Source organism: Clostridium sp. Marseille-P3244, assembly GCF_900120155.1.
Taxonomy (GTDB): domain Bacteria; phylum Bacillota; class Clostridia; order Lachnospirales; family Lachnospiraceae; genus Mediterraneibacter.
Window position 1 is genome coordinate 1,561,664 of sequence record NZ_LT635549.1, and the last position, 20,585, is coordinate 1,582,248.

The following is a 20,585-nucleotide window of genomic DNA, read 5'->3' on the forward strand; positions in this document are numbered from 1 at the left end:
AAGCAAGGAGAAAAAGAATATGAAAGTACTGGACAAAACCCTGATTCAGCTGGACGTTGAGGTGACCAGCGCAGAAGAAGCCATACGCTATATGTCAGATATCCTCGTCCGTGAAGGCTATGTAAAAGAAGGATACGCGGAATGTGTGATAAAGCGGGAAAAAGAATATCCCACCGGGCTGATCGGAGATGGCTGCGGCATCGCGATCCCCCATACAAACCCGGAATATGTCCTAAAGCCGGCCATCTGTATTTTGATCCCGAAGGATCCGGTTCTGTTCACTTTGATGGGGACCAGAGACAAAGAAGTTATGGCGGAGATTATCATGCCTCTTGTAATAAAAGACAATAAAATGCAGATCGATATCTTGAAAAAAGTTATGGATCTTCTGAAAGATAACCGGACATTGTACAGGATCCGTGACTGCCGGGATAAAGATCAGATCCTGGAGATGCTTTCTTTCCTGGAAGAATAGATCAGTCTTACAGAGTGGAAGCGGCTGACATAAATAGCAGGGGGCATTCCCCTTGGTATATATCATAAAAAGGAAAGGAGGGAAGAAAGGATGAAGAGGATCAATATTCTGACCGTCTGCGGTTCCGGAACATTCAGCTCTACCATGGTAGCCCAGAAGCTGACCGAAGTACTGCGGGATGAAGGATTTGACGCCCACTGTGAAGAATGCAACAACGGGCAGATCGAGACAAAACTGTCATCGGGGAATTTTGACTGTATATGTTATACAAGCCCGTGTAACGGCGATTATCCGATCCCGTGCATCAGCGCGATCGGATTTCTGACAGGGATCGGAGAAGAAGAGATCATCGAACAGGTTCTCGAGGTGGCGCGCTCTCTGTAATGAAAGAGAGTAAAAGACTTATGAAAAAGGAGGGATATACATAATGATTGAGACAATGAAACTTGTACTTGATACTTTCGGTTCTATGGTATTCGTGCCGATCATGCTGTTTGTAGTGGCGCTCATCCTGAAAACCCCGGTGAAAAAGGCTTTCATGTCTGCGCTGCTGGCCGGCGTCGGTCTGTGCGGGTTTAGCATGATCACCAATGGATACAGCGGTTATCTGTCGGACGTTATCAGCACATTGGTAGCGGATACAGGGATCAATATGTCAGCAATGGATCTGGGATGGCAGTCCACCGCGACGATCGCGTATTCTACAACGGTAGGTATGCTGTTTATCGGAGTGGGTCTTCTGCTTCAGTTTGTCTTATTTTTTATCAAATGGACGCCGGTGTTCATGCCGTCCGATTTGTGGAACAACTATTCATTTATTATATGGGGTTCCCTGATCTATGTCGCGACGGGAAGTACATGGCTGGCGATGGGATGTATGATCGTACAGAATCTTTATGTACTTTTATTCGCAGAAGTGATACAGAAGAGGTGGGAGACTTATTATGGCTACCCGGGTACGGTTATGACCGCGCCACATCATATCGGTCATGTTCCGTTTTGTATCGCTCTGGATGTACTGTTGAATAAACTGGGAGCGGACCGAGTAAATCTCCGCCCGGAACCGATCCAGAAAAAACTGGGATTTCTTGGAGAGCCTATGACCGTCGGATTTATCGTGGGATTACTGGTCGGTATCGTAGGAAAACTGTATCATCTGAACGAACTGTCCGCATGGGGCAGCATCGCGCAGTTTGCAGTGGCTACGGCTGCGGTAATGGAGATTTTCCCCAAGGTCGGGTCTATCTTTGCCTCCGCATTTACCGCGCTGACAGAGGCATCAAAGAAAACAGCAAAAAGCGGCGGCAAGGAAAGAAAGATGTATCTGGCGGTCAACGACGCGCTTGGATATGGAGAAACAGCTACTTTGACGACCGGCCTGCTGCTGATTCCGATCACTCTGATACTGTCGTTTGTACTCCCGGGAAATATCGTGCTTCCGGTCATGTCATTCACTGCGCTGGCTTATCGTGTTGAGCTGAATATCTGTCTGAGTGACGGAAATATTTTTAAATCAGTTATCTCCTATGCGATCATCTTCTGCGGTTCTCTGTACGTGGCTACCGCAAACGCGGAGCTGTATACACAGGTCGCGAAATCTGTGGGAATTGAAATGCCTGACGGAGCGCTCCTTGTAATCGGTATGGTAGCGGCAAATATCGGAATGTGGCTGATCTACATGGCGTTTATGTCAGGAAATCCGATCCTGATCGGGATCACGGTAGTACTGTATTTCGTTCTTTATTTCTGGTACAGAAAGAACAAACCGAAAGTAGACCAGTTCCTGGAAGACAACGCGTATGCATATAAAAAGAAACTTTCCAAAGGAGGAGAACAATGCGGGACAGCGTAAAGATTGTCGTGGTAGGCGACAGCTCCATTGCTCCCGAAACATTGGAAGAAGCCGCTTTGAAACTGGATATTCCGGGTGAAAAAACAATCAAGAAGCTCTGGTGGGGGAGCCAGGTGCGTTCCGAGATGCAAAAGCAGCTCCTGAACGTGGAGGTGAACGGACCTGAGGCAGAACCTTATGCGAGAGGACTGGATGAAGAGATCAAAGACGCGGATTATCTGCTCTCTCATCTGGGAACCATTCCAAAAGAGATCATCCGGAAAGCAGAGCGGCTGAAGTTGATCGGCGTTTGCCGTGGCGGTATCGAAATGATCGATACCGCCGCCGCGACAGAAAAGGGGATTCCGGTGATCCATGTGATCCGGAATGCCGAGGCTACTTCTGATTTTGCGGTAGGTCTTATGTTTGCGGAGACCAGGAATATTGCGCGCAGCCATGCGTCGATCCAGAAGGGAAGCTGGAGAAAAGAATATGTAAATTCGGGATATACAACATCCATGCGTGAGATGACGGTGGGGATCGTCGGTCTGGGACACATAGGGAAGCTCGTGGCGCAGAAGGTCATGGGAATCGGAATGAAAGTGATCGGATATGACCCGTATGTGTCGGAGGAGGCCCTGAGAGATTCCGGTCTGGAAGGCCTGAAAAAAACCGGTCTGGAAGAACTGTTCGCGCAGGCGGATATCGTCTCGCTGCATATGCGTGTGACACCCGAAACAGAGGGGATGATCGGAAGGGACCTGCTGATGAAAATGAAGCCGACGGCGTATCTGATCAATACATCCCGGGCAAAGGTACTGAACAGAGAAGATTTTATAGATGTAATGGAAAAGCGGCAGATCGGAGGCGCCGCGCTGGATGTATTCTGGGATGAACCGCTCAAAGACGATGATCCCCTTTTGAAACTGGATAATATTACAATGACCAGTCATCTGGCGGGAAATGTAGTGGACGCCCTGCCCAAATCGCCGTTTTTACTTGCGAAAACGATCAACCAATACCTGGAAACAGGCACGAGTGATATGCTTGTGAACAAAATACAGACAGAATAGAGAGGAGAAACAGATATGTTGCTGCAGAAAGAACGGGAAGCTGTAGTCGAATACGGGAAACAGATGTTCAGCAAAAATCTTACCAACGGGACTACCGGGAATATCAGTGTATATAACAGAGAACAGGAACTGATGGCGATCAGCCCCAGCGGGATCGATTATTTTTCTACAACGCCGGAAGACGTGGTAGTTATGAAATTGGACGGCACGGTTGTGGACGGGAGCAGAAAACCCTCCAGCGAAGTTCATCTTCACAGTGAAGTATACAGAAATAAGGCAGACGTAAATGCCGTGGTACATACGCATTCAGATAATTCTACCGTTATGGGATGCCTGCGATGGAGTCTGCCGGCTGTTCATTATATGCTGGTAGCATCTGGAGGAGTCCAGGTTCCCTGCGCGGAATATGCAACATTTGGATCTTATGAACTGGGAGTCAACGCGGTTAAGGCTATGGGTGAGCACAAGGCATGCTTTCTGGCAAACCACGGGCTGCTGGTGTGCGATGTCAATCTGGAAAAAGCTCTGGCGCTGGCAGAGAAGGTCGAGTGGATCGCCGGGATCTATCTGAGGACAAGGCAGGTGGGAGATCCTGTCATCCTGGATGATGAAGAGATGGCCCGCGTAGCGGAGCGCTCAAAGAGCTACGGGCAGCCAAAGAAATGAGGTGGCATGAATGAATCCATTTTCATTTCAGGTTCCCCAGGAGATCCATTTCGGGGAGAAAAGTATTCAAAAATTGCCGGAGCTGTTGAAAAAAGAAGATCCGAAAAAAATTCTGCTCATCTCAGACCGTGGCCTGGAAAAAGCGGGTACCGTACAAAAGATCCTGGATGTTCTGGAACAGAGCGGGATTGAAAGAGAGACCTATCTGGATGTTCTGCCAAACCCTACTGTGAAGATCGTGGATGAAGTGACGGCACTGTATCGGACGAGCGGAGCGGACTGTATCATTGCGCTTGGAGGAGGCAGTCCTATGGACGTGGCAAAGGCGGTTGGAATTCTGGCCAGGTACGGGGGCTCCATCACGGGATACGAAGGGGCGGAGAAGGTGCCCGGCCCTATTGTTCCAATCGTGGCGGTTCCGACGACAGCCGGAACAGGAAGTGAAGTGACTGCGTTTTCCGTTATTACAGATACGGAGCATAATTACAAGCTGAGTGTGTTCAGTTACAAAATCATACCCAAATATGCAGTGCTGGATCCGGAACTGATCTACTCCCTGCCCCAGGCAGTCGCGGCCTCGACAGGGATTGACGCGATGATACATGCGCTTGAGGCATATGTATCGCGGGGAGCTTCGCCGTTTTCAGACGCTATGGCAGAGAAAGCTCTTGAGCTGATCGGGGCGAACATCCGGCCATTTACAGCCTGCAGGCAGGACAAGGAAGCGGCCTGTGCCATGCTGACCGGCTCCATGTTCGCGGGGATCGCTTTTGCATGGGCCAGACTTGGAAATGTACATGCCATGTCACATCCTGTCAGCGCGTTTTACGGGGTGGCCCACGGAGTGGCCAATTCGGTGCTCCTTCCGGCCGTGCTGGAGTACAATGCTCTGGCTGACAGGGGAAGATATGAAATTATCTACAACTATATTAAAAAATCAAGCGGGCCGTCAGAAAATTTTGTCCCGCGGATGCTGGTGGAAGAAATTTATGAACTGCTGGATGATTTCGGGATCCCCCGGAAACTTTCCGATCTGGGAGTTGAGAAAGAGGTTGTTCCCCGGATGGCGGCAGACGCCATGAAGAGTGGAAACATTCTCGCAAATCCGCGGCAGACGACACAGAAAGACATTGAACAGCTGTATTATAGCCTGCTTTGACAAACCATTAGCACAGGAGGGGTTATGGATTCAGTACGGTACGCAAAACTGATCGGCATATTATGTATTATCGCGGTTATCAGTGCAGTCTACAGCGGTATTGCCGCGGTGGCGGTCATGCTGTTCGGCGCGCTGCCGGCCGCGGTGATCTGCCGGAGAAAAATGAACAGGGATGAATCACAGGCGCAGGAACTCTTGCGGGACAGGCAGGCAGACTGTGCCTTCCGAGGAAAGTGTTTTGAAGGAACAGACGGGATAGAAGAAGGCGGAGAGTATACCATATTTTTCAGCCCGCGTTCTGTGCTGATCTGTCACGAAGACAGGGATGTCAGGAAAATCCCGGCGTCGGAGCTGAAGGACGTCCGTATCTGTACGCTGGAAGAGGTCCTGGATATTGCGGAAAGCGGAAGAAGAGTATCTCTGGGCAGACTGGGAGACAAGATGTATCTATCCGCAGACGAGCAGAGGAGGAATCTGAGAAAGGCCCGGGATGTGCGGTATCTGATTATCAGAGGAGAAAGGGAAAAAGAAAAGCTGTTCTGTATCAGTTTCTGTGCTTCATCAGAATATGCGGAGTATAACCGTATCGTTTCGAAAAAGCAGGATCCTGGAGAATATGTCAGAAATTATGGAAATACAGGACGATGATGGAGGTGGACCATGAAAACGTATACTGCATTGATCTGGATCGTACTGGCGGTCGCAATGCTATGTTATCTGATCTGGAGGAATATCCGACTTACAAAAGTTCTAAGGAATGTCATGGATCTGACCTCACAGTCCAGAACGAAATGTGACGGCCTGATCGCAAAAATGCAGTCATGCCGGGATCAGAAAGAGCGGGTATACATCATGCAGCAGCTGCTCGATGAGGAAAAAGGACAGCGGGAACTGTTTGCGGATGAGAAAAAGTGGCCCGGACAGAGAAAAAGAATCAGAGAACATTTACAGAGTCTGAGAGAATATATCGTCGCGGCAGACGAAATATCCAGAAATATGTACCAGTGAAGTGTAATGCACAGGACGACATACTGGCAGGAGGACAAATATGTATAAGACACAATTGGTAGTAAAAAATGAAACCGGGCTGCATGCCAGGCCGGCTTCTGATCTGACAAATCTGTGTCAGAAATTTGAGAGCGAGATCGCATTTGTTACAGAAAACGCCACCGTCAATCCAAAGAGTATTATCAGCCTTTTGTCCGGAGGATTTTCAAAAGGGACTGAGTTTACCCTTCAGGCAGAGGGGCCCGATGAGAATGCGGCAGGCGAGCAGATCACACAGTATATTAACGGACTCAGAGAATAAGATGACGGTATGATATAGATTCAGGGAGGTAACTATGCAGACAATGAGAGCTGTGATGTATTATGGCCCCGGAATACTGAAAGTAGAGGAAGTGCCAAGACCCAAGGCCGGTCCCGGGGAAATCATCATAAAAAATATCAGCGCGACAACATGCGGTACAGATCTGAAGCGTTATAAAAGGGGATATCGGAGGGACAGGGCCGGAGAAGCGGAGATATTCGGGCATGAGGCAGCCGGGGTCGTCTATGAGGTCGGCGAGGGTGTTACCAGGTTCAAGCCCGGAGACAGCGTAGTGACACACAATACGGCGCCCTGCAATGAATGTTACTGGTGTAAGCAGGGGCAGCCGAGTCTCTGCGACGATCTGGTCCGGGCGTCCGGAGCGTGGGCACAATACCGGCGGATCCCGGCCCCTATCGTAAAACAGAACAGTTTTATCATTCCGCCTGATATTTCTTACAGGCTGGCAGCAATCGTGGAGCCTCTGGCGTGCGCGGTTTACAATATCGAAGAAAGTGGTCTGAAGCTGATGGATGTAGTCGCCATCAACGGGGCAGGCCCCCTGGGGCTGATGCAGGTGAAAACGGCAAAGCTCCGGGGCGCGTATGTGATCGTCTGCGACAGTATCCCGTTCCGGCTGGAATGTGCCAGAAAGCTGGGGGCGGATGTCTGTATCAACATCGATGAAATTGATGACCAGGTGCAGGCAGTCAGAGGCGTCACTCCTTATGGAAGAGGAGCAGATATTGTCATTGACTGTACAGGAATCCCCAGAGTCTGGGAAATGAATATGAATATGGCGAGAAAAGGCGGGACTGTCATGCAGTTTGGGGGATGCAAAGGAGGAAGTACCGTGACGTTTGACTGCGACCGGCTTCATTATTCGCAGCTTACTGTCAAGGGGATTTTCCATACGGTTCCCAGAGCAGTCAGTGAGGCTTTTGATATGATATGCCGCGGGGAAATCCCGGAGGAAATCTTTATCAGTGAAAGTTTTTCGCTGGAACAGGCGGAAGAGGCTCTCATATCACATGCCGGAGGACAGGTTGTCAAAAATGAGATCCGGTGCGATGCGTAGAAAGGAACAAAGATGAAGAAAATAAACGGCCTGAGCGGAGCTCCGGGAACGGCCCTTGGACGGTGCGTCATTCTGAAGCCCGAGGAATACTCAATTGAGCGCAGGAGTATTGACAACGCTGACAATGAGATCGAAAAACTGGAATCTGCGAGAGAGCAGTACCGGGCAGAACTGGATGGATTATATGAAAAATCCCGGGAAGAGATCGGAGAAGATTCTGCAAAGATATTTCTTGCATATAAAGAAATGGTAAATGACGATATCTTTTTTCAGAAGCCGGTCAGACGTGTCAGAGAAGAAATGATCAATATCGAATACGTGATCGAAGAAGAAAAAAAGGCGGCGGCAGAACTTTTTCATGCCATGGACGATCCCTATATGAAAGACAGAGGAGACGACATTGAAAATGTGTGTAATGCCCTGGTGAAGAAAATGCTTGGGTCCGGGTCCGGACGGGAAGAGGCGGAGAACATCCGGGAAGACTTTATCATTGCGGCGGAAGATCTGTCACCTGCAGATACGGTCAGGCTGGACAAAACCTTTCTGAAGGGGATCGCCACGGTAAAGGGAGGACAGACATCCCATACGGTGATCCTCGCGAAAACCCTGGGGATACCTGCTGTCGTGGGCGCCGCAGGGCTTATGGAAGCGGCGCAGCCGGACCGGCCGGTCTATATTGACGGCACAAAAGGAGAAATCGTGATCGAACCGGATCCGGACATTCGGGACCTCTATGAAAAGCAGAGGGAGTCCGATGCAGAACAGAGGAGGCTGTTTGCGGAGGCGGCGAAACAGACGGCCGAGACTCCCGACGGACATGCGATAAAGATCTGCATCAATGCCGGCGCAGTCGCTGATACGGAGACGGCGGATCTGGAGTTCTGCGACGGGATCGGACTATTCCGGACAGAGTTCCTTTATATGGCCGAGTCCGATTACCCGACCGAAGAAAAGCAGTTTGAAATCTATAGGAAACTGGCTGAAAACGCCCGGGGAAAAGAAGTAGTCATCCGTACGCTGGATATAGGCGGGGATAAAAAAGTGGATTATATGGGACTCCCGAAAGAAGACAATCCGTTTCTGGGATACCGGGCGATCCGGATCTGTCTGGACAGACAGAAAGTTTTCAGGACTCAGCTGAGAGCGATCCTGCGGGCGTCGGCATATGGCAGGCTGTCGATCATGTTTCCCATGATCGTAAATCTGGAAGAGCTCAGAACGGCCAGGCGGATTACATATGAATGTATGAAAGAGCTGCGTGATGAGGGGATCGATTTTGACGCTTCTGTCAGAACTGGCATTATGATCGAGACGCCGGCGGCTGTCCTGCTGAGCGATAAGCTGGCGGCGGAAGCAGATTTCTTCAGTATCGGGACGAATGATCTGATCCAGTATATTACGGCGGCGGACCGCATGAATGAACAAGTGCAGTATTTATATAACATCTGCAGCCTGTCGGTAATGCGGGCGATCAAGATCGTTGCGGATAATGCCCGCAAAGCCGGGATCCCGGTGGGAATCTGCGGTGAGTCGGCGTCTGATGAGAAGATGCTCCCGGTGTGGCTTTATCTCGGGATCGACAAACTGAGCATGGTGCCCGCGATGATCGGCAGGATCAAATACAGGATCCGGCATATCACGACGCGGGAGGCCTGGGAAATCGCCGGGCAGGCATTTGAATATGATACTGCGGGACAGGTGGAAGATTATCTGAGAAAACAATGTTAAAGAAAAATACAGGACAGCCGGAGCCACATCTGCGGTTCCGGCTGTCCTGCTGTTATGCAGAATTCAGCATCTTACAGCATCTCCGGGAACATGATCCTACTGGAGAGGGATCTCGATCTTGCTGACGGCGATATCTTCCAGATAGGCCTGGAGCTGCGGGGCAAAGCTTTCATCGATCAGTTTTTCCTGTATCACCATCCAGCTTTCCTCCGTGGGTGTGGGTACGTAATAGACCGTGATCTTCGACAGGTCATAGCCGTCCGCCGGGAATAACCCGACTTTGTCCTGGATCTGTTTTCCCGAGCCGTCCAGCATGACAGACTGGAGAGTGTCTGCGCTTTCTTCATAGCCGGGCTGGATCATAGTTTCATCGTAAATATATTCTACGGCTACCTCATAGGGAGTCACAGTGACAGTCGAGATGCCCGTTCCGTTTGGCGCGTACTGATTGACTTCGATTGTTCTGCTCTCCAGATCCTGCTGTCTTGTGATCTGGCAGGAGAAATTCCATTCTCCCGAAATTTCCAGATTACCGGTGGTATTGCCGGTTTTGTCCGGGCAGATAATGCCGGTTACTTTCAGGTTCCATGTGAAGGTATCAGGAATGGTATACATAGCGTAGGGATAAAGGTTAAAGTCAATGCGCAGCGCTCCGGCAAAAGTGTTGTCATCCAGGAAATCGCCCCGGACGTCGATATAGGGAGCCCATTCGCTGTCAAGAGGCTGGTCGGCAAAGTCTGCGCTCTGCTCCGCCACTAACATGAGATAGGGAGGAACTCCTTCAAACTGCCGGAGAACACTGTACTTGAAGTCTTCATCGAAGGGCTCTTCTGATTCGATCAGAACGGAGACATTCAGGGACTCCGTGGTGCAGACAAATTCCGAGAGCGTGATGGTGACGCCGTCAGACTCGCTGACGGATGTCCCGGGCACGGGATCGCTGTGTTCGGAATAATCACCCGGATAGATCTGTTCCTCCTGTACAAGGCCGAAAATTTTCCCCAGCCAGGAGAACTTTTCCGCCAGAACGGGATTCATGGCGCAGACGCCAACCAGGACAGCGATGGAGGCGGCAGCGGCGGCACACCCGCCGATTACCCGCCGGAACAGAGTTTTTTTGTGAAGCTTTTTAATAACTGCAAGGTTTTCCGAGACAACTGCGTTCAGTTTATCAGTGGGTACAGAAATATCATGAAATTCAACTTTCATAGAAATAATCCTCCTTTAATATTTTCCTGAGTTCATCGCGGGCACGGCTTAAGTATGCTTTTACAGTGCCCTCCGGCGCGTTCATAATGTAGGAAATCTCGCGTACCGACAGTTCACTGAAATATTTCAGCACAATGACCAGACGGTACCTGTCCGGGAGCTGCTGGATCGCGGAATTCAGATCCATGTGTTCTTCAAAGGATACGGCCTGATACCGGTCAGATGGCATGTTTTCGTCAATATCATCATAGTATACGACCTTTTTAAGTTCGTCTTTTGCAGTGTTGATCAGGATCCTGGTCAGCCAGGTCTTAAACCATTCCGGTTTCTTCAGTTTGCGGATATTCTGATATCCTTTCAGTATCGTAGAGCCTACAAGATCAAGGGCATCCTGCTCATTTTTCATATACAGGAAAGCCATCTTGTAGAGATATTCCTGATAAAAGCCGACCAGCCGGCCATAGGCATCGGGATTTCCCCGGACCGCTTTTCTGGCCAGTTTAAGCTTTTCATTTGTATCCATTGTTTTTCTCCTTTCACAAAAAGGGGCGCCCCTTCAGCTTACATGGATTAGACTTGAAAAGTAAAGCCAGGGTTACAAAAAGTGTGAAATTTATCTGAGGGAAAGAAGAGAAAAATTCCCTTGACTAATTTTCATATCCTTCCTATAATAAATGGGTATATTGGAAAAGCGAAGAGAAGGAATAGTAAGAGTGTATCGTTTCAAGAGAACTGCCGGGTGGTGTGAGGCAGCAGCGTAAGCTCTGAACTGGCCTTGGAGTTCTCTCATTGAAAAGCGGATATCCGTTTCGGTTATAAAGCGCCGGCGGTCCGGACACAGTAGGTGAGGGCGGGAATTCCCGTTACAGAATGAATGAGTGCATCTGACTTCCGAAAATACTCCGGGTCAGGTGAACAAGAGTGGTACCACGGAAATAAAGCCTTTTCGTCTCTTAAGTTTTACAGGGAGGAAAGGCTTTTCTTTATGCGCAGGCCCGACAGCCGGGAAATATTCCGGCGAAAGGCAGGTGCGCTGAGTATGAGCAAAGAAAGAGAGGAACCATTACAATGGGAACAAAAATCGTGTACAATCACCGGGCGATTGAAAAGAAATGGCGTGAGAGATGGGAGGAGAATCCGGTCAATCCGCGCCTGGATGACAATGGAAACAAGAAGCAGAAATACTATTGCCTCGACATGTTTCCGTATCCGTCAGGAAACGGTCTTCATGTAGGTCACTGGAGGGGATATGTGATCTCTGATGTCTGGAGCCGTTATAAGCTTCAGCAGGGATATTATATCATTCATCCGATGGGATGGGACGCGTTCGGTCTGCCGGCGGAAAATTATGCTATCAAGATGGGCGTACATCCGGCAAAATCCACAGCGGAAAATGTAGCCAACATCAAGAAGCAGATCAATGATATCGCGGCGCTTTACGACTGGGATATGGAGGTCAATACGACAGATCCGGATTTTTATAAATGGACCCAGTGGATTTTTGTAAAGATGTTTAAAGCCGGGCTGGCCTATGAGAAGGAGTTCCCGATCAACTGGTGCCCGTCCTGTAAGACCGGTCTTGCAAACGAGGAAGTTGTCAACGGGAAATGCGAGCGCTGCGGCGCGGAAGTGACGAAGAAGAATCTGCGCCAGTGGATGCTGCGCATCACAAAGTACGCGGACCGTCTGCTGAACGACTTGGATAAGCTGGACTGGCCGGAGAAGGTCAAGAAGATGCAGACAGACTGGATCGGAAAATCTTATGGTGCCGAGGTGGATTTCCCGGTAGAAGGAAGAGACGAGAAGATTACAGTCTATACCACAAGGCCGGATACTCTCTATGGAGCGACCTTTATGGTCCTCGCGCCGGAACATAAGCTGGCGGCGTCACTCGCCACGGAAGAGACAAAGGAAGCAGTGGAGAAATATATTTACGAAGCTTCCATGAAATCCAATGTGGACCGGATGCAGGATAAAGAAAAGACCGGAGTGTTTACCGGAAGTTATGCGATCAACCCGCTGAATGGAGCAAAGACTCCGATCTGGCTGTCTGACTATGTACTGGCAGATTACGGGACCGGAGCGATTATGTGTGTTCCCGCGCATGATGACCGAGACTTTGAGTTCGCGAAAAAGTTTGATATTCCTATCGTCCAGGTTATCGCGAAGGATGGAAAAGAGATCGAGAATATGACGGAGGCCTATACAGAGGCAGCAGGCACCATGATCAATTCCGGGGAGTGGAACGGTATGGAGTCCGCTGTCCTTAAGAAAGAAGCGCCCCACATTATCGAGGAGCGGGGAATTGGCCGGGCGACGGTGAACTACAAGCTCAGGGACTGGGTATTTTCCCGTCAGCGTTACTGGGGCGAACCCATTCCGATCGTGCACTGCCCGGACTGTGGCTGTGTGCCTGTGCCGGAGGATGAGCTTCCGCTGCGGCTGCCGGATGTAGAGTCTTATGAGCCTACCGGTACCGGTGAATCCCCTCTGGCCGCCATCGACGACTGGGTGAACTGCAAGTGTCCGGTGTGTGGAAAGCCGGCAAAGAGGGAAACCAATACCATGCCTCAGTGGGCGGGATCTTCCTGGTATTTCCTGCGCTATGTAGACAATCACAACGATAAAGAACTGGTATCCCGGGAGAAAGCAGACGAGATGCTTCCGGTAGACATGTATATCGGAGGAGTAGAGCATGCGGTGCTCCATCTGCTGTACTCCAGATTCTATACAAAATTCCTGTGCGATATCGGGGTTATTGACTTTGACGAGCCGTTCCACAAACTGTTCAATCAGGGTATGATCACCGGAAAGAACGGGATCAAGATGAGCAAGTCCAAAGGAAATGTTGTTTCTCCTGATGATCTTGTGCGGGATTACGGATGTGACTCTCTGAGAATGTATGAGCTCTTTGTGGGGCCGCCGGAACTGGACGCAGAGTGGGACGACAGGGGGATTGACGGTGTCAACCGTTTCCTGAAGCGTCTCTGGAACCTGCTCATGGAAAGCAAGGATCAGGACGTGAAAGCCACGAAAGAGATGATCAAGCTGCGCAACCGGATGGTATATGATATCACAACCCGCCTGGAGAGCTTCAGCCTGAACACGGTCATCTCCGGTTTCATGGAGTATAACAACAAGTTCATTGATCTGGCGAAAAAGGAAGGCGGTATAGACAAAGAGACTCTGGAGACGATTGCAGTGCTCATTTCGCCTTTCGCGCCCCATTTCGCGGAAGAAATGTGGGAGCAGCTGGGACATACGGCGACAGTCTTTAAAGCAGGATGGCCCACTTATGATGAGAGCGCCATGAAGGATGACGAGATCCAGATCCCGGTACAGATCAATGGAAAGACGAGAGCTGTAGTCAGTATCTCTGCGGAGGCCTCAAAAGACGAGGCGATTGCGGCAGGAAAAGAAGCAATTGCGGATAAGCTGACCGGCAATGTGATCAAAGAGATCTACGTGCCGAAGAAGATCATTAATATCGTGATGAAATAATACGTTTCAGGCAGTATCGTATATAAAAGGATGTAATACAGATCAGGAAAAACAGTGCGGACAGCAGAAAATGTCTGCACTGTTTTTCTTTTCAGAGTAGTTTATTTCTGGAAGGGGAGAACAAACATTCGATTTTCCTCTGTACTTTTATTTTATATCCTGATATAATAGCGAAAGAGACCGGAAGAAAGAGGGGCAGGGAAAGCATAGTCCAGGAACTTTTTATCATAGGAAACGGATTTGACTTGTATCACGGACTGGCCAGCAGATACACGGATTTTATCGAGTATATGAAAGGCCATTATCCAGAAGAATATGGATGGCTGTATGACTCGATCAGGCGATATTCTCTGGATTACTGGGATCTGATCGGCAAAGGCCGGGATCAGATCATCTGGAGCGATATGGAGAATGTACTGGGCAGCTTTGAGCCTCTGGAACTGCTGGAGGAACACCGGGACTGGAACACGTCTGAGGACTATAAAGGCCCTGCTTCGGAAGAAATCCGGCATTTGCTGAATTTCGGGATGAATGTAAATGAGTATCTGCATGGCTGGATAAAAGAACTGAATCGGGATATCAGCAGTGTTCAGAGCAGACAGTGGATTTCCCGCCTGTTTGAAGAGAAAGAGAATCTGATCCTGTCTTTTAATTACACGCTGACCATAGAGAAACTTTACAGAAAGCCTGTTCTCCATATTCATGGCAGGAAAAGGGAAAAACTGATTATGGGGCATGGTAACTATAACGGTGGAGATATCCAGTCGGATAATTTCGGGATCAATCTTGTCAATGAGAGATATGTGAAGAGATATTTTCACGGAACCTATAAGAACTGTCAGAAGATCATGGAAAAACATGCAGGATTTTTTTCGAAAAGCACTCTGGGCGGGATTCGGAAAGTATATGTGCTGGGACATTCCCTGAATAATGTCGATATGCCGTATATCCGAAGGATCCTGGAGCTGATCGGCAGGGAAGGAGAGTGGAGGATCGTCTGTTATGACGAGGAGAGCAGAAGACAGTACCAGGCAGCGGAGGAGGAACTGTTCGGAAACAGCAGAAAATATGAAGTGATCTTCTGGGATGAACTTCAAAAGAAGTATGAAGGCTGAAAAGATGTTCGCTGCTGGAGAATCAGAAGAGAATCCGGTTGTTCGAAAATTTCGAATAACTGCTTCATATGGGAAAAGCTATAACACAAGTTATTATAATTTAAAAACGATTATCGTTGTGGGGAAATAAGGTTGGCCCTCTGCGAGCGGTTCAGTTCTGAAAATGGGTGAATGGAATTTTTGATGGTGGCCGATATTGATCATAGAAAGGAAATAATAATTAATGAAAAGAAAGCTGTTTACCTTTCCTCGAGAAACTTGTTTGAAAATAGAATTATCTTCTCCTAGAAGGCAGAATGCTCGATTGGACTATAAAAAAGGTGTATTAAGAATATATTATGAAAACGGACAAGTAATGAGTCCGGATCAAATTGAGATTATTCGTTCTAGAAAACGAAGTAATAAAAAAAATAAAATTATTTCTCGTGTTGGAAATAGCAATATAATGAGTTTAGATATAGAAAGATGTATATCAGATTTTGATGAAATCTTTGCGGTTGATACTAATACGAAAAAAATAGATAATGTTTATTATTCTATAGGGATATTAGCTAAATTAGTAGAAGTAGAAAAAGCTAAAACATATAGGATAGAAATTAGTCGTATTATATCGTCAGAAAATGATACATTTAAGCCAGAGATGGAGCAGGCAGTGTGGAATAAAGCAATCGAAGAAATAGAAAAAATGGATATTGGAAATAGAAAAGTGGGTTTGATAGTGGACTGCGACTTAGGAAATATTGAAATATATAATAAAAGAGAAAAGAAAACTCGAAATGATAAATTCCTGCCTGCTAATTTTACATTGCTGTATGCAACAGCAGATACAAAAGATAATATTCTGAATAGGATGATATGCTTTTGCGATAAAGAGGCCACATATTATTTGGAACAAGCAAGAAAGGGGTGAAATTAATGGCAATACCAACAAATATAAAGACATTGCTCTCAGGAGATGTTGTTGAGTGGGCACGAATAGAATTCAAAGAAACATGGGATGCGGAGGCTTCTCTAAAAACAGTCTGTGCATTTGCCAATGATCTTGATAACTGGGGCGGAGGATATATTGTTATTGGAGTGGAAGAAAACAATGGGCGTCCGGTTACCCCTCTTAAAGGAGTCCCGGCAGACAAAATAGATTCTTATCAGAAAAGCATTTTGGCAAAATGTAAATTAATAAGACCGGCATATATGCCAATAGCGGAAGTGGTGGATTATGAGAACAAGAAGTTTATTGTTTTATGGTGTCCGGGAGGAGACAGCAGACCATATTCTTCTCCTAAAACAATGGCGAAAGATAATAAAGAGCGGATTCATTATATCCGAAAAATGTCGAATACGGTGGAGCCGTCAGATGATGAAGAGAAAGACTTATTTAATCTTGCTAACAGGATTCCTTTCGATGATCGTGTGAATCATCAGGCAGATATTTCTGATTTGAACATTACACTTATTCAAAACTATTTAAAAGAAGTAAAAAGTTCTTTGTATGAAAAGTCTAAGACAGGAGACTTTATTGAAGTATGTAATGATATGAATATAATCTGTAATCTTCCGGAATACACAAAGCCTAAGAATGTCGGATTGATGTTTTTTAATATGGAGCCTGATAAATTTTTCCCTTATACTCAGATTGATATTGTTCAGTTTCCTGAAGGTTTGGGAGGGAATAATTTTATTGAGCAAACGTTTAAAGGCCCAATTCATCAACAGCTTAGAGAGGCATTGCAGTATATAAGGAATACAATTATTACAGAGAAAGTCGTGAAGCATCCTGACAGGCCGGAAGCGGACCGATTTTTTAACTATCCATTGGCTGCAATCGAGGAAGCTCTTTCTAACGCTGTATATCATCGTGCCTATGACGAAAGGGAGCCTATAGAAGTGAGAGTCGAAAATGACAAAATAGAAATTGTAAGTTTTCCCGGTCCAGATCGTTCTGTTACGTTGGAAGGACTAAAGTCATATCATGTATCCAACCGTCGGTACAGAAATCGGAGAATTGGTGATTTTTTGAAAGAACTGCATTTGACAGAGGGAAGAAATACCGGATTTAAGAAAATATTAGATGCTTTAGAAGCAAATGGTTCGCCAAAACCGGAATTTGAGACAGATGAGGCTAGAAGTTATTTTATCTCCAGATTCTATATCCATGAGGAATTTCGATTTCAGGAGGAGCCGAAAAAAGAGCCAAAAAGGAGCCGAAAAGGAGCTGAAAAGGAGCTGAAAAAGGGGACTGGAAGGAAACAGGCAATACTAGAACTTTTGTCGAAAAATCCAACAATGACCCAAACAGAACTTACAGAAGAATTAGAATTAACCAGAAAGCAGATTCAAACGGATATTAAGGAATTGAAAAATGAAGGTCTTCTAGTACGGAAAGGTTCCAATAGAAAGGGCTATTGGATTGTAAATAAAGTGGATTAATCATTTGCAAATAGAGGATATTTTTACTATGGATCATTTTGAATTAGTATCTGAATATAAACCCACCGGCGACCAGCCCGAGGCGATCGAGCAGCTGGTCAAAGGCTTTCGAGAAGGCAACCAGTGTCAGACCCTTCTGGGCGTCACCGGTTCCGGAAAAACTTTCACGATGGCGAATGTCATCCAGCAATTAAATAAACCGACATTGATCATCGCACACAACAAGACACTGGCTGCGCAGCTCTACGGGGAGTTCAAGGAATTTTTTCCGAACAACGCCGTAGAGTATTTTGTCTCCTAGTGTGCCGAGGGCGTGAAATGGGGGGGGATCTGGTGCTTTTTCGTGATGTTTCGTCCGGATTTTGTGGACGGAATAGGACGAAACGGACTGGATGATACCAGGCGGACAAAATGATTTTGTGACTTTTTGCAGAAAGAATTCGTAATGAGATTGCAGTAGCATAGAACTGACAATTGCGTAATATAATACAAGTACATAGTATAGCGATTGAAATAAAAAAAGTCTGATTTACTTTTTTGAGTTTTTGCGGTACTATGTATAGCAGTAAATGCTTGCCGTCTGTTATACGACGGGGTACAAGAAGTATAACAAGTTATTTTGCCACTTGCCGATGGTGTGGGGTATAAATAATTCGGTATGTAAACAAGTATGGACTGCTGCTTGACATTTTTATTAGACGCTGTGTATAATAAAGGTACAAAGAAGAGTGGTCCTGCTTAGTGGACGATTCAAAAAGGTGTTTCCCTACCAAGTGGGGTATTATAGTCGGAACGGCGACTTTAAATCCGTTTCCATCGGTCGGGATGAAGACCTAAAACTCATTCCCATTACAGAGTAAACTGCTAAAAATCAGAAAAAGGATGGCTGCGGTCATCCTTTTTTCTTTGAAAGGAAAGTACAATGTCTGAAAAAAGCTTTAAAGAACGTGTTCGAGAGGAAATGATAAATGCGGCTATACAATATAAACAGGTTTATGTGGATTATGAATACTTAATTTGCTCAGAAGCATTTGTTGAACAGGATTTTTATATCGTGGCAGGGAGAGAAGATAACTTTCAACATTTAACAGGGGTTAATTCAACTCTTAGTCCGAAAGAATTTTATTTTAAATGCCTGCAAGGAGTTCTGGAGGAATCTGATTTTGACTTTGCCAAAAGCGGACAAGATGAGAAAATGGTAAAAGGTACTGTGAGAAGGAAAATACAAATTCTTCCGAATATGATGGAGCTCTTTAAAGCAGGAGTAGAAACGGAAGAAAAATTCAAAAAGAACAAAGTCTCCTGTTCGTTTGCAACTGCTGATGGGATGTGTACGTTAGGATTTTCAGAATCTAAAAAAGCAAGACCGAAAACATTATGATATTGTCAAGATTAGTTGACACATTTATTTCAAGGATATCACTGACTATGCTACCAGTTCCAAATCCTCATAATACTGTCTGCGTTTTATCATGGGAGGAAGCCCGCCATTGGCAGAGCAGATCCTCCGGTTATTCCAGTAGCTGAGGAAGTATCTCCAAATGAGCGCCTTTAATTCCTCTACCGTCATCTGCCTTGTGTCATAGCGGTTATAAAGGAGCTCTGTCTTCATTCTGGCCCACATACTCTCACAGCGTGCATTATCATGGCAGCGTCCTCCTGCACTGTTCATGCTTTGGTGGATGTGGTGCTCCCGGATGGTCTGGCGGTAAGACTCACTGGCATACTGTGTCCCACGGTCACTGTGGATGATCGCTCCTTCCAATGCGGGATATGCAGTCAGGGCATTTTCCAGTGTTTGGATACACAGATCTGCTTTCATGTTTGTCCCCATTGACAGACCGAGGACGCTAAGATCAAAGCAGTCGAAAATCGCAGATACATACAGTTTCCCATTGCGCGCCGGGATCTCCGTGATATCTGTAATACATTTTTCTAATGGGGCATCTGAATGGAAATCCCGCTTCAACAGATCATCCGATTTCATGGCTTCCCGGTCTGCCTTTGTAAGTCCATTCGGCTTTCTCTTTGGCCGATGGCTCAGGCCGATCTGATCCATAACCCGGTATACGGTCCGTTCACTGGGTATATGTACGCCCTCCGGCTGCTTCAGCAACAGCGCCTGATACATCCGGATCCGTCCATAAGTATCGTTACATTCATCCTCACTGATGATTTCTTTCATGGCATCCGCCAGATCCTGGTACTTCCATGGACGGTCTTTGTTTGCGAGATATTTATAGAAGCCCTGCCGGCTGATACCAAGCATCCGGCAATAAAATGAAATTTTTCCGGTAATCCTGCCGTCCTCTGTTTTCAAAGCGAGAAAGATCATTCTCTGGTTTTTGCTGACTTCCGACGGCTGGCGGCGAAAAAAGCGCTGGCTTCCTCCAGAAATTCATTTTCTTCCTTCAGGCGGCGGATTTCTTTATCCTGCTCCTTCACCCGCTTACGCAGCATGGTAATTTCTTCTGACAGGCTCATTGCACTGGCAGGGGTATGGGAACCTTCCCCAACATCCAGCTTACCAGCTCTTACAGCTTTCAGCCATGTATGGATGGTTCCTTCAGGGATTCCTAATTCTTTAGCAGCCTTAGCGCCGCCGATTTCTTTGGCAAGTTTCACTGCCTGTACTTTGTATTCATGGTCATATTTACGTGCCACTTTGAATACCTCCTTATTCTCTTGGTTTTATTATGAAATCCTTGAGAATAAGCTGTCAACTTTTTTTATACCACACCATATTGAACGTATCAAAAGTCACAAAGGAGAGATTTTGCTATGGATAAATTCGTTTTAAAGGCCCCGTATCAGCCCACAGGTGATCAGCCGCAGGCAATCGAGGCGCTTGTAAAAGGGTTCAAGGAAGGCAATCAATGCCAGACTTTACTAGGGGTTACGGGTTCTGGAAAGACGTTTACGATGGCCAACGTGATCGAGCAGTTGCAGAAACCGACACTGGTCATTGCCCATAATAAAACACTGGCCGCTCAGTTGTACGGAGAATTCAAGGA

General features: G+C 47.0%; 21 protein-coding genes, 1 pseudogene and 1 other annotated feature. Of the genes and pseudogenes, 18 read left to right on the forward strand and 4 right to left on the reverse strand.

Annotated elements, in window-relative coordinates:
• The first annotated feature begins 19 nt into the window (after positions 1-19).
• The 11 genes from BQ7367_RS09230 to ptsP all read left to right on the forward strand — a co-directional run bounded on the left by BQ7367_RS09230 (position 20) and on the right by ptsP (position 9,319).
• On the forward strand, positions 20-475 hold the full coding sequence (locus BQ7367_RS09230) for a PTS sugar transporter subunit IIA (protein WP_072525180.1): 456 nt from the start codon (positions 20-22) through the stop codon (positions 473-475).
• 90 nt (positions 476-565) lie between these two features.
• Positions 566-859, forward strand: a complete 294-nt coding sequence (locus tag BQ7367_RS09235; protein ID WP_072525181.1) for a PTS sugar transporter subunit IIB — start codon at positions 566-568, stop codon at positions 857-859.
• Positions 860-902: 43 nt separating this feature from the next.
• Positions 903-2,327 carry a PTS galactitol transporter subunit IIC gene (locus BQ7367_RS09240; RefSeq protein WP_072525182.1) on the forward strand — a complete coding sequence of 475 codons (1,425 nt, stop codon included), beginning with the start codon at positions 903-905 and terminating at the stop codon, positions 2,325-2,327.
• On the forward strand, positions 2,312-3,379 hold the full coding sequence (locus BQ7367_RS09245) for a 2-hydroxyacid dehydrogenase (RefSeq protein ID WP_072525183.1): 1,068 nt from the start codon (positions 2,312-2,314) through the stop codon (positions 3,377-3,379). Before BQ7367_RS09240 ends, BQ7367_RS09245 begins: the two co-directional genes overlap by 16 nt.
• A 15-nt stretch (positions 3,380-3,394) precedes the next feature.
• Entirely contained in the window at positions 3,395-4,045 is a 651-nt protein-coding gene (locus BQ7367_RS09250) for an L-fuculose-phosphate aldolase (protein ID WP_072525184.1), read from the forward strand.
• Between the two features lie 10 nt (positions 4,046-4,055).
• Positions 4,056-5,204, forward strand: a complete 1,149-nt coding sequence (locus tag BQ7367_RS09255) for an iron-containing alcohol dehydrogenase (protein ID WP_072525185.1) — start codon at positions 4,056-4,058, stop codon at positions 5,202-5,204.
• A 24-nt stretch (positions 5,205-5,228) separates the two neighbouring features.
• The gene (locus tag BQ7367_RS09260; RefSeq protein ID WP_072525186.1) at positions 5,229-5,852 is read left to right on the forward strand and encodes a hypothetical protein; all 624 of its coding nucleotides are present in this window, start codon (positions 5,229-5,231) and stop codon (positions 5,850-5,852) included.
• Between the two features lie 12 nt (positions 5,853-5,864).
• Positions 5,865-6,212 carry a hypothetical protein gene (locus BQ7367_RS09265; RefSeq protein ID WP_072525187.1) on the forward strand — a complete coding sequence of 116 codons (348 nt, stop codon included), beginning with the start codon at positions 5,865-5,867 and terminating at the stop codon, positions 6,210-6,212.
• A gap of 40 nt (positions 6,213-6,252) precedes the next feature.
• Positions 6,253-6,513 carry an HPr family phosphocarrier protein gene (locus BQ7367_RS09270; RefSeq protein WP_072525188.1) on the forward strand — a complete coding sequence of 87 codons (261 nt, stop codon included), beginning with the start codon at positions 6,253-6,255 and terminating at the stop codon, positions 6,511-6,513.
• A gap of 34 nt (positions 6,514-6,547) precedes the next feature.
• Entirely contained in the window at positions 6,548-7,591 is a 1,044-nt protein-coding gene (locus BQ7367_RS09275) for a zinc-binding dehydrogenase (protein ID WP_235837583.1), read from the forward strand.
• A gap of 12 nt (positions 7,592-7,603) precedes the next feature.
• Positions 7,604-9,319 (forward strand): phosphoenolpyruvate--protein phosphotransferase, encoded by a 1,716-nt coding sequence (gene ptsP, locus BQ7367_RS09280; RefSeq protein WP_072525189.1) that lies wholly within the window; start codon positions 7,604-7,606, stop codon positions 9,317-9,319.
• Positions 9,320-9,415: 96 nt separating this feature from the next.
• On the opposite strand, the gene BQ7367_RS09285 is transcribed toward ptsP, so the two are convergent.
• A complete protein-coding gene (locus BQ7367_RS09285; RefSeq protein ID WP_072525190.1) occupies positions 9,416-10,528 on the reverse strand; it encodes a DUF4179 domain-containing protein in 1,113 nt (370 codons plus the stop codon).
• A complete protein-coding gene (locus tag BQ7367_RS09290; RefSeq protein ID WP_072525191.1) occupies positions 10,518-11,051 on the reverse strand; it encodes a sigma-70 family RNA polymerase sigma factor in 534 nt (177 codons plus the stop codon). Before BQ7367_RS09290 ends, BQ7367_RS09285 begins: the two co-directional genes overlap by 11 nt.
• A gap of 162 nt (positions 11,052-11,213) precedes the next feature.
• Positions 11,214-11,485: a binding site (T-box leader), on the forward strand.
• Positions 11,486-11,596: 111 nt separating this feature from the next.
• Here BQ7367_RS09290 and leuS point away from each other — a divergent pair.
• The 6 genes and pseudogenes from leuS (at position 11,597) to BQ7367_RS09320 (ending at position 18,952) form a co-directional block, all read left to right on the forward strand.
• Entirely contained in the window at positions 11,597-14,029 is a 2,433-nt protein-coding gene (gene leuS / locus BQ7367_RS09295) for a leucine--tRNA ligase (RefSeq protein ID WP_072525192.1), read from the forward strand.
• Positions 14,030-14,256: 227 nt separating this feature from the next.
• Positions 14,257-15,144 carry a bacteriophage abortive infection AbiH family protein gene (locus BQ7367_RS09300; protein ID WP_268874784.1) on the forward strand — a complete coding sequence of 296 codons (888 nt, stop codon included), beginning with the start codon at positions 14,257-14,259 and terminating at the stop codon, positions 15,142-15,144.
• 223 nt (positions 15,145-15,367) lie between these two features.
• On the forward strand, positions 15,368-16,054 hold the full coding sequence (locus BQ7367_RS09305; RefSeq protein ID WP_072525194.1) for a hypothetical protein: 687 nt from the start codon (positions 15,368-15,370) through the stop codon (positions 16,052-16,054).
• Positions 16,055-16,059: 5 nt separating this feature from the next.
• The gene (locus BQ7367_RS09310; RefSeq protein WP_072525195.1) at positions 16,060-17,571 is read left to right on the forward strand and encodes an RNA-binding domain-containing protein; all 1,512 of its coding nucleotides are present in this window, start codon (positions 16,060-16,062) and stop codon (positions 17,569-17,571) included.
• 28 nt (positions 17,572-17,599) lie between these two features.
• Positions 17,600-17,869, forward strand: a pseudogene (locus BQ7367_RS09315) (DEAD/DEAH box helicase family protein); the annotation flags it as partial.
• A 624-nt stretch (positions 17,870-18,493) separates the two neighbouring features.
• The gene (locus BQ7367_RS09320; protein ID WP_072525197.1) at positions 18,494-18,952 is read left to right on the forward strand and encodes a PBECR4 domain-containing protein; all 459 of its coding nucleotides are present in this window, start codon (positions 18,494-18,496) and stop codon (positions 18,950-18,952) included.
• Between the two features lie 45 nt (positions 18,953-18,997).
• On the opposite strand, the gene BQ7367_RS09325 is transcribed toward BQ7367_RS09320, so the two are convergent.
• Both BQ7367_RS09325 and BQ7367_RS09330 read right to left on the reverse strand, forming a co-directional pair.
• Positions 18,998-19,906, reverse strand: a complete 909-nt coding sequence (locus BQ7367_RS09325) for an IS3 family transposase (RefSeq protein ID WP_072525198.1) — start codon at positions 19,904-19,906, stop codon at positions 18,998-19,000.
• Positions 19,903-20,235 carry a transposase gene (locus tag BQ7367_RS09330; protein WP_072524275.1) on the reverse strand — a complete coding sequence of 111 codons (333 nt, stop codon included), beginning with the start codon at positions 20,233-20,235 and terminating at the stop codon, positions 19,903-19,905. The genes BQ7367_RS09325 and BQ7367_RS09330 overlap by 4 nt, the downstream gene beginning before the upstream one ends.
• Positions 20,236-20,352: 117 nt before the next feature.
• Between BQ7367_RS09330 and BQ7367_RS09335 the strand changes: the two genes are divergently transcribed.
• Positions 20,353-20,585 (forward strand): DEAD/DEAH box helicase family protein (locus BQ7367_RS09335; protein WP_072525199.1); only part of this gene is annotated, 233 nt, incomplete at its 3' end.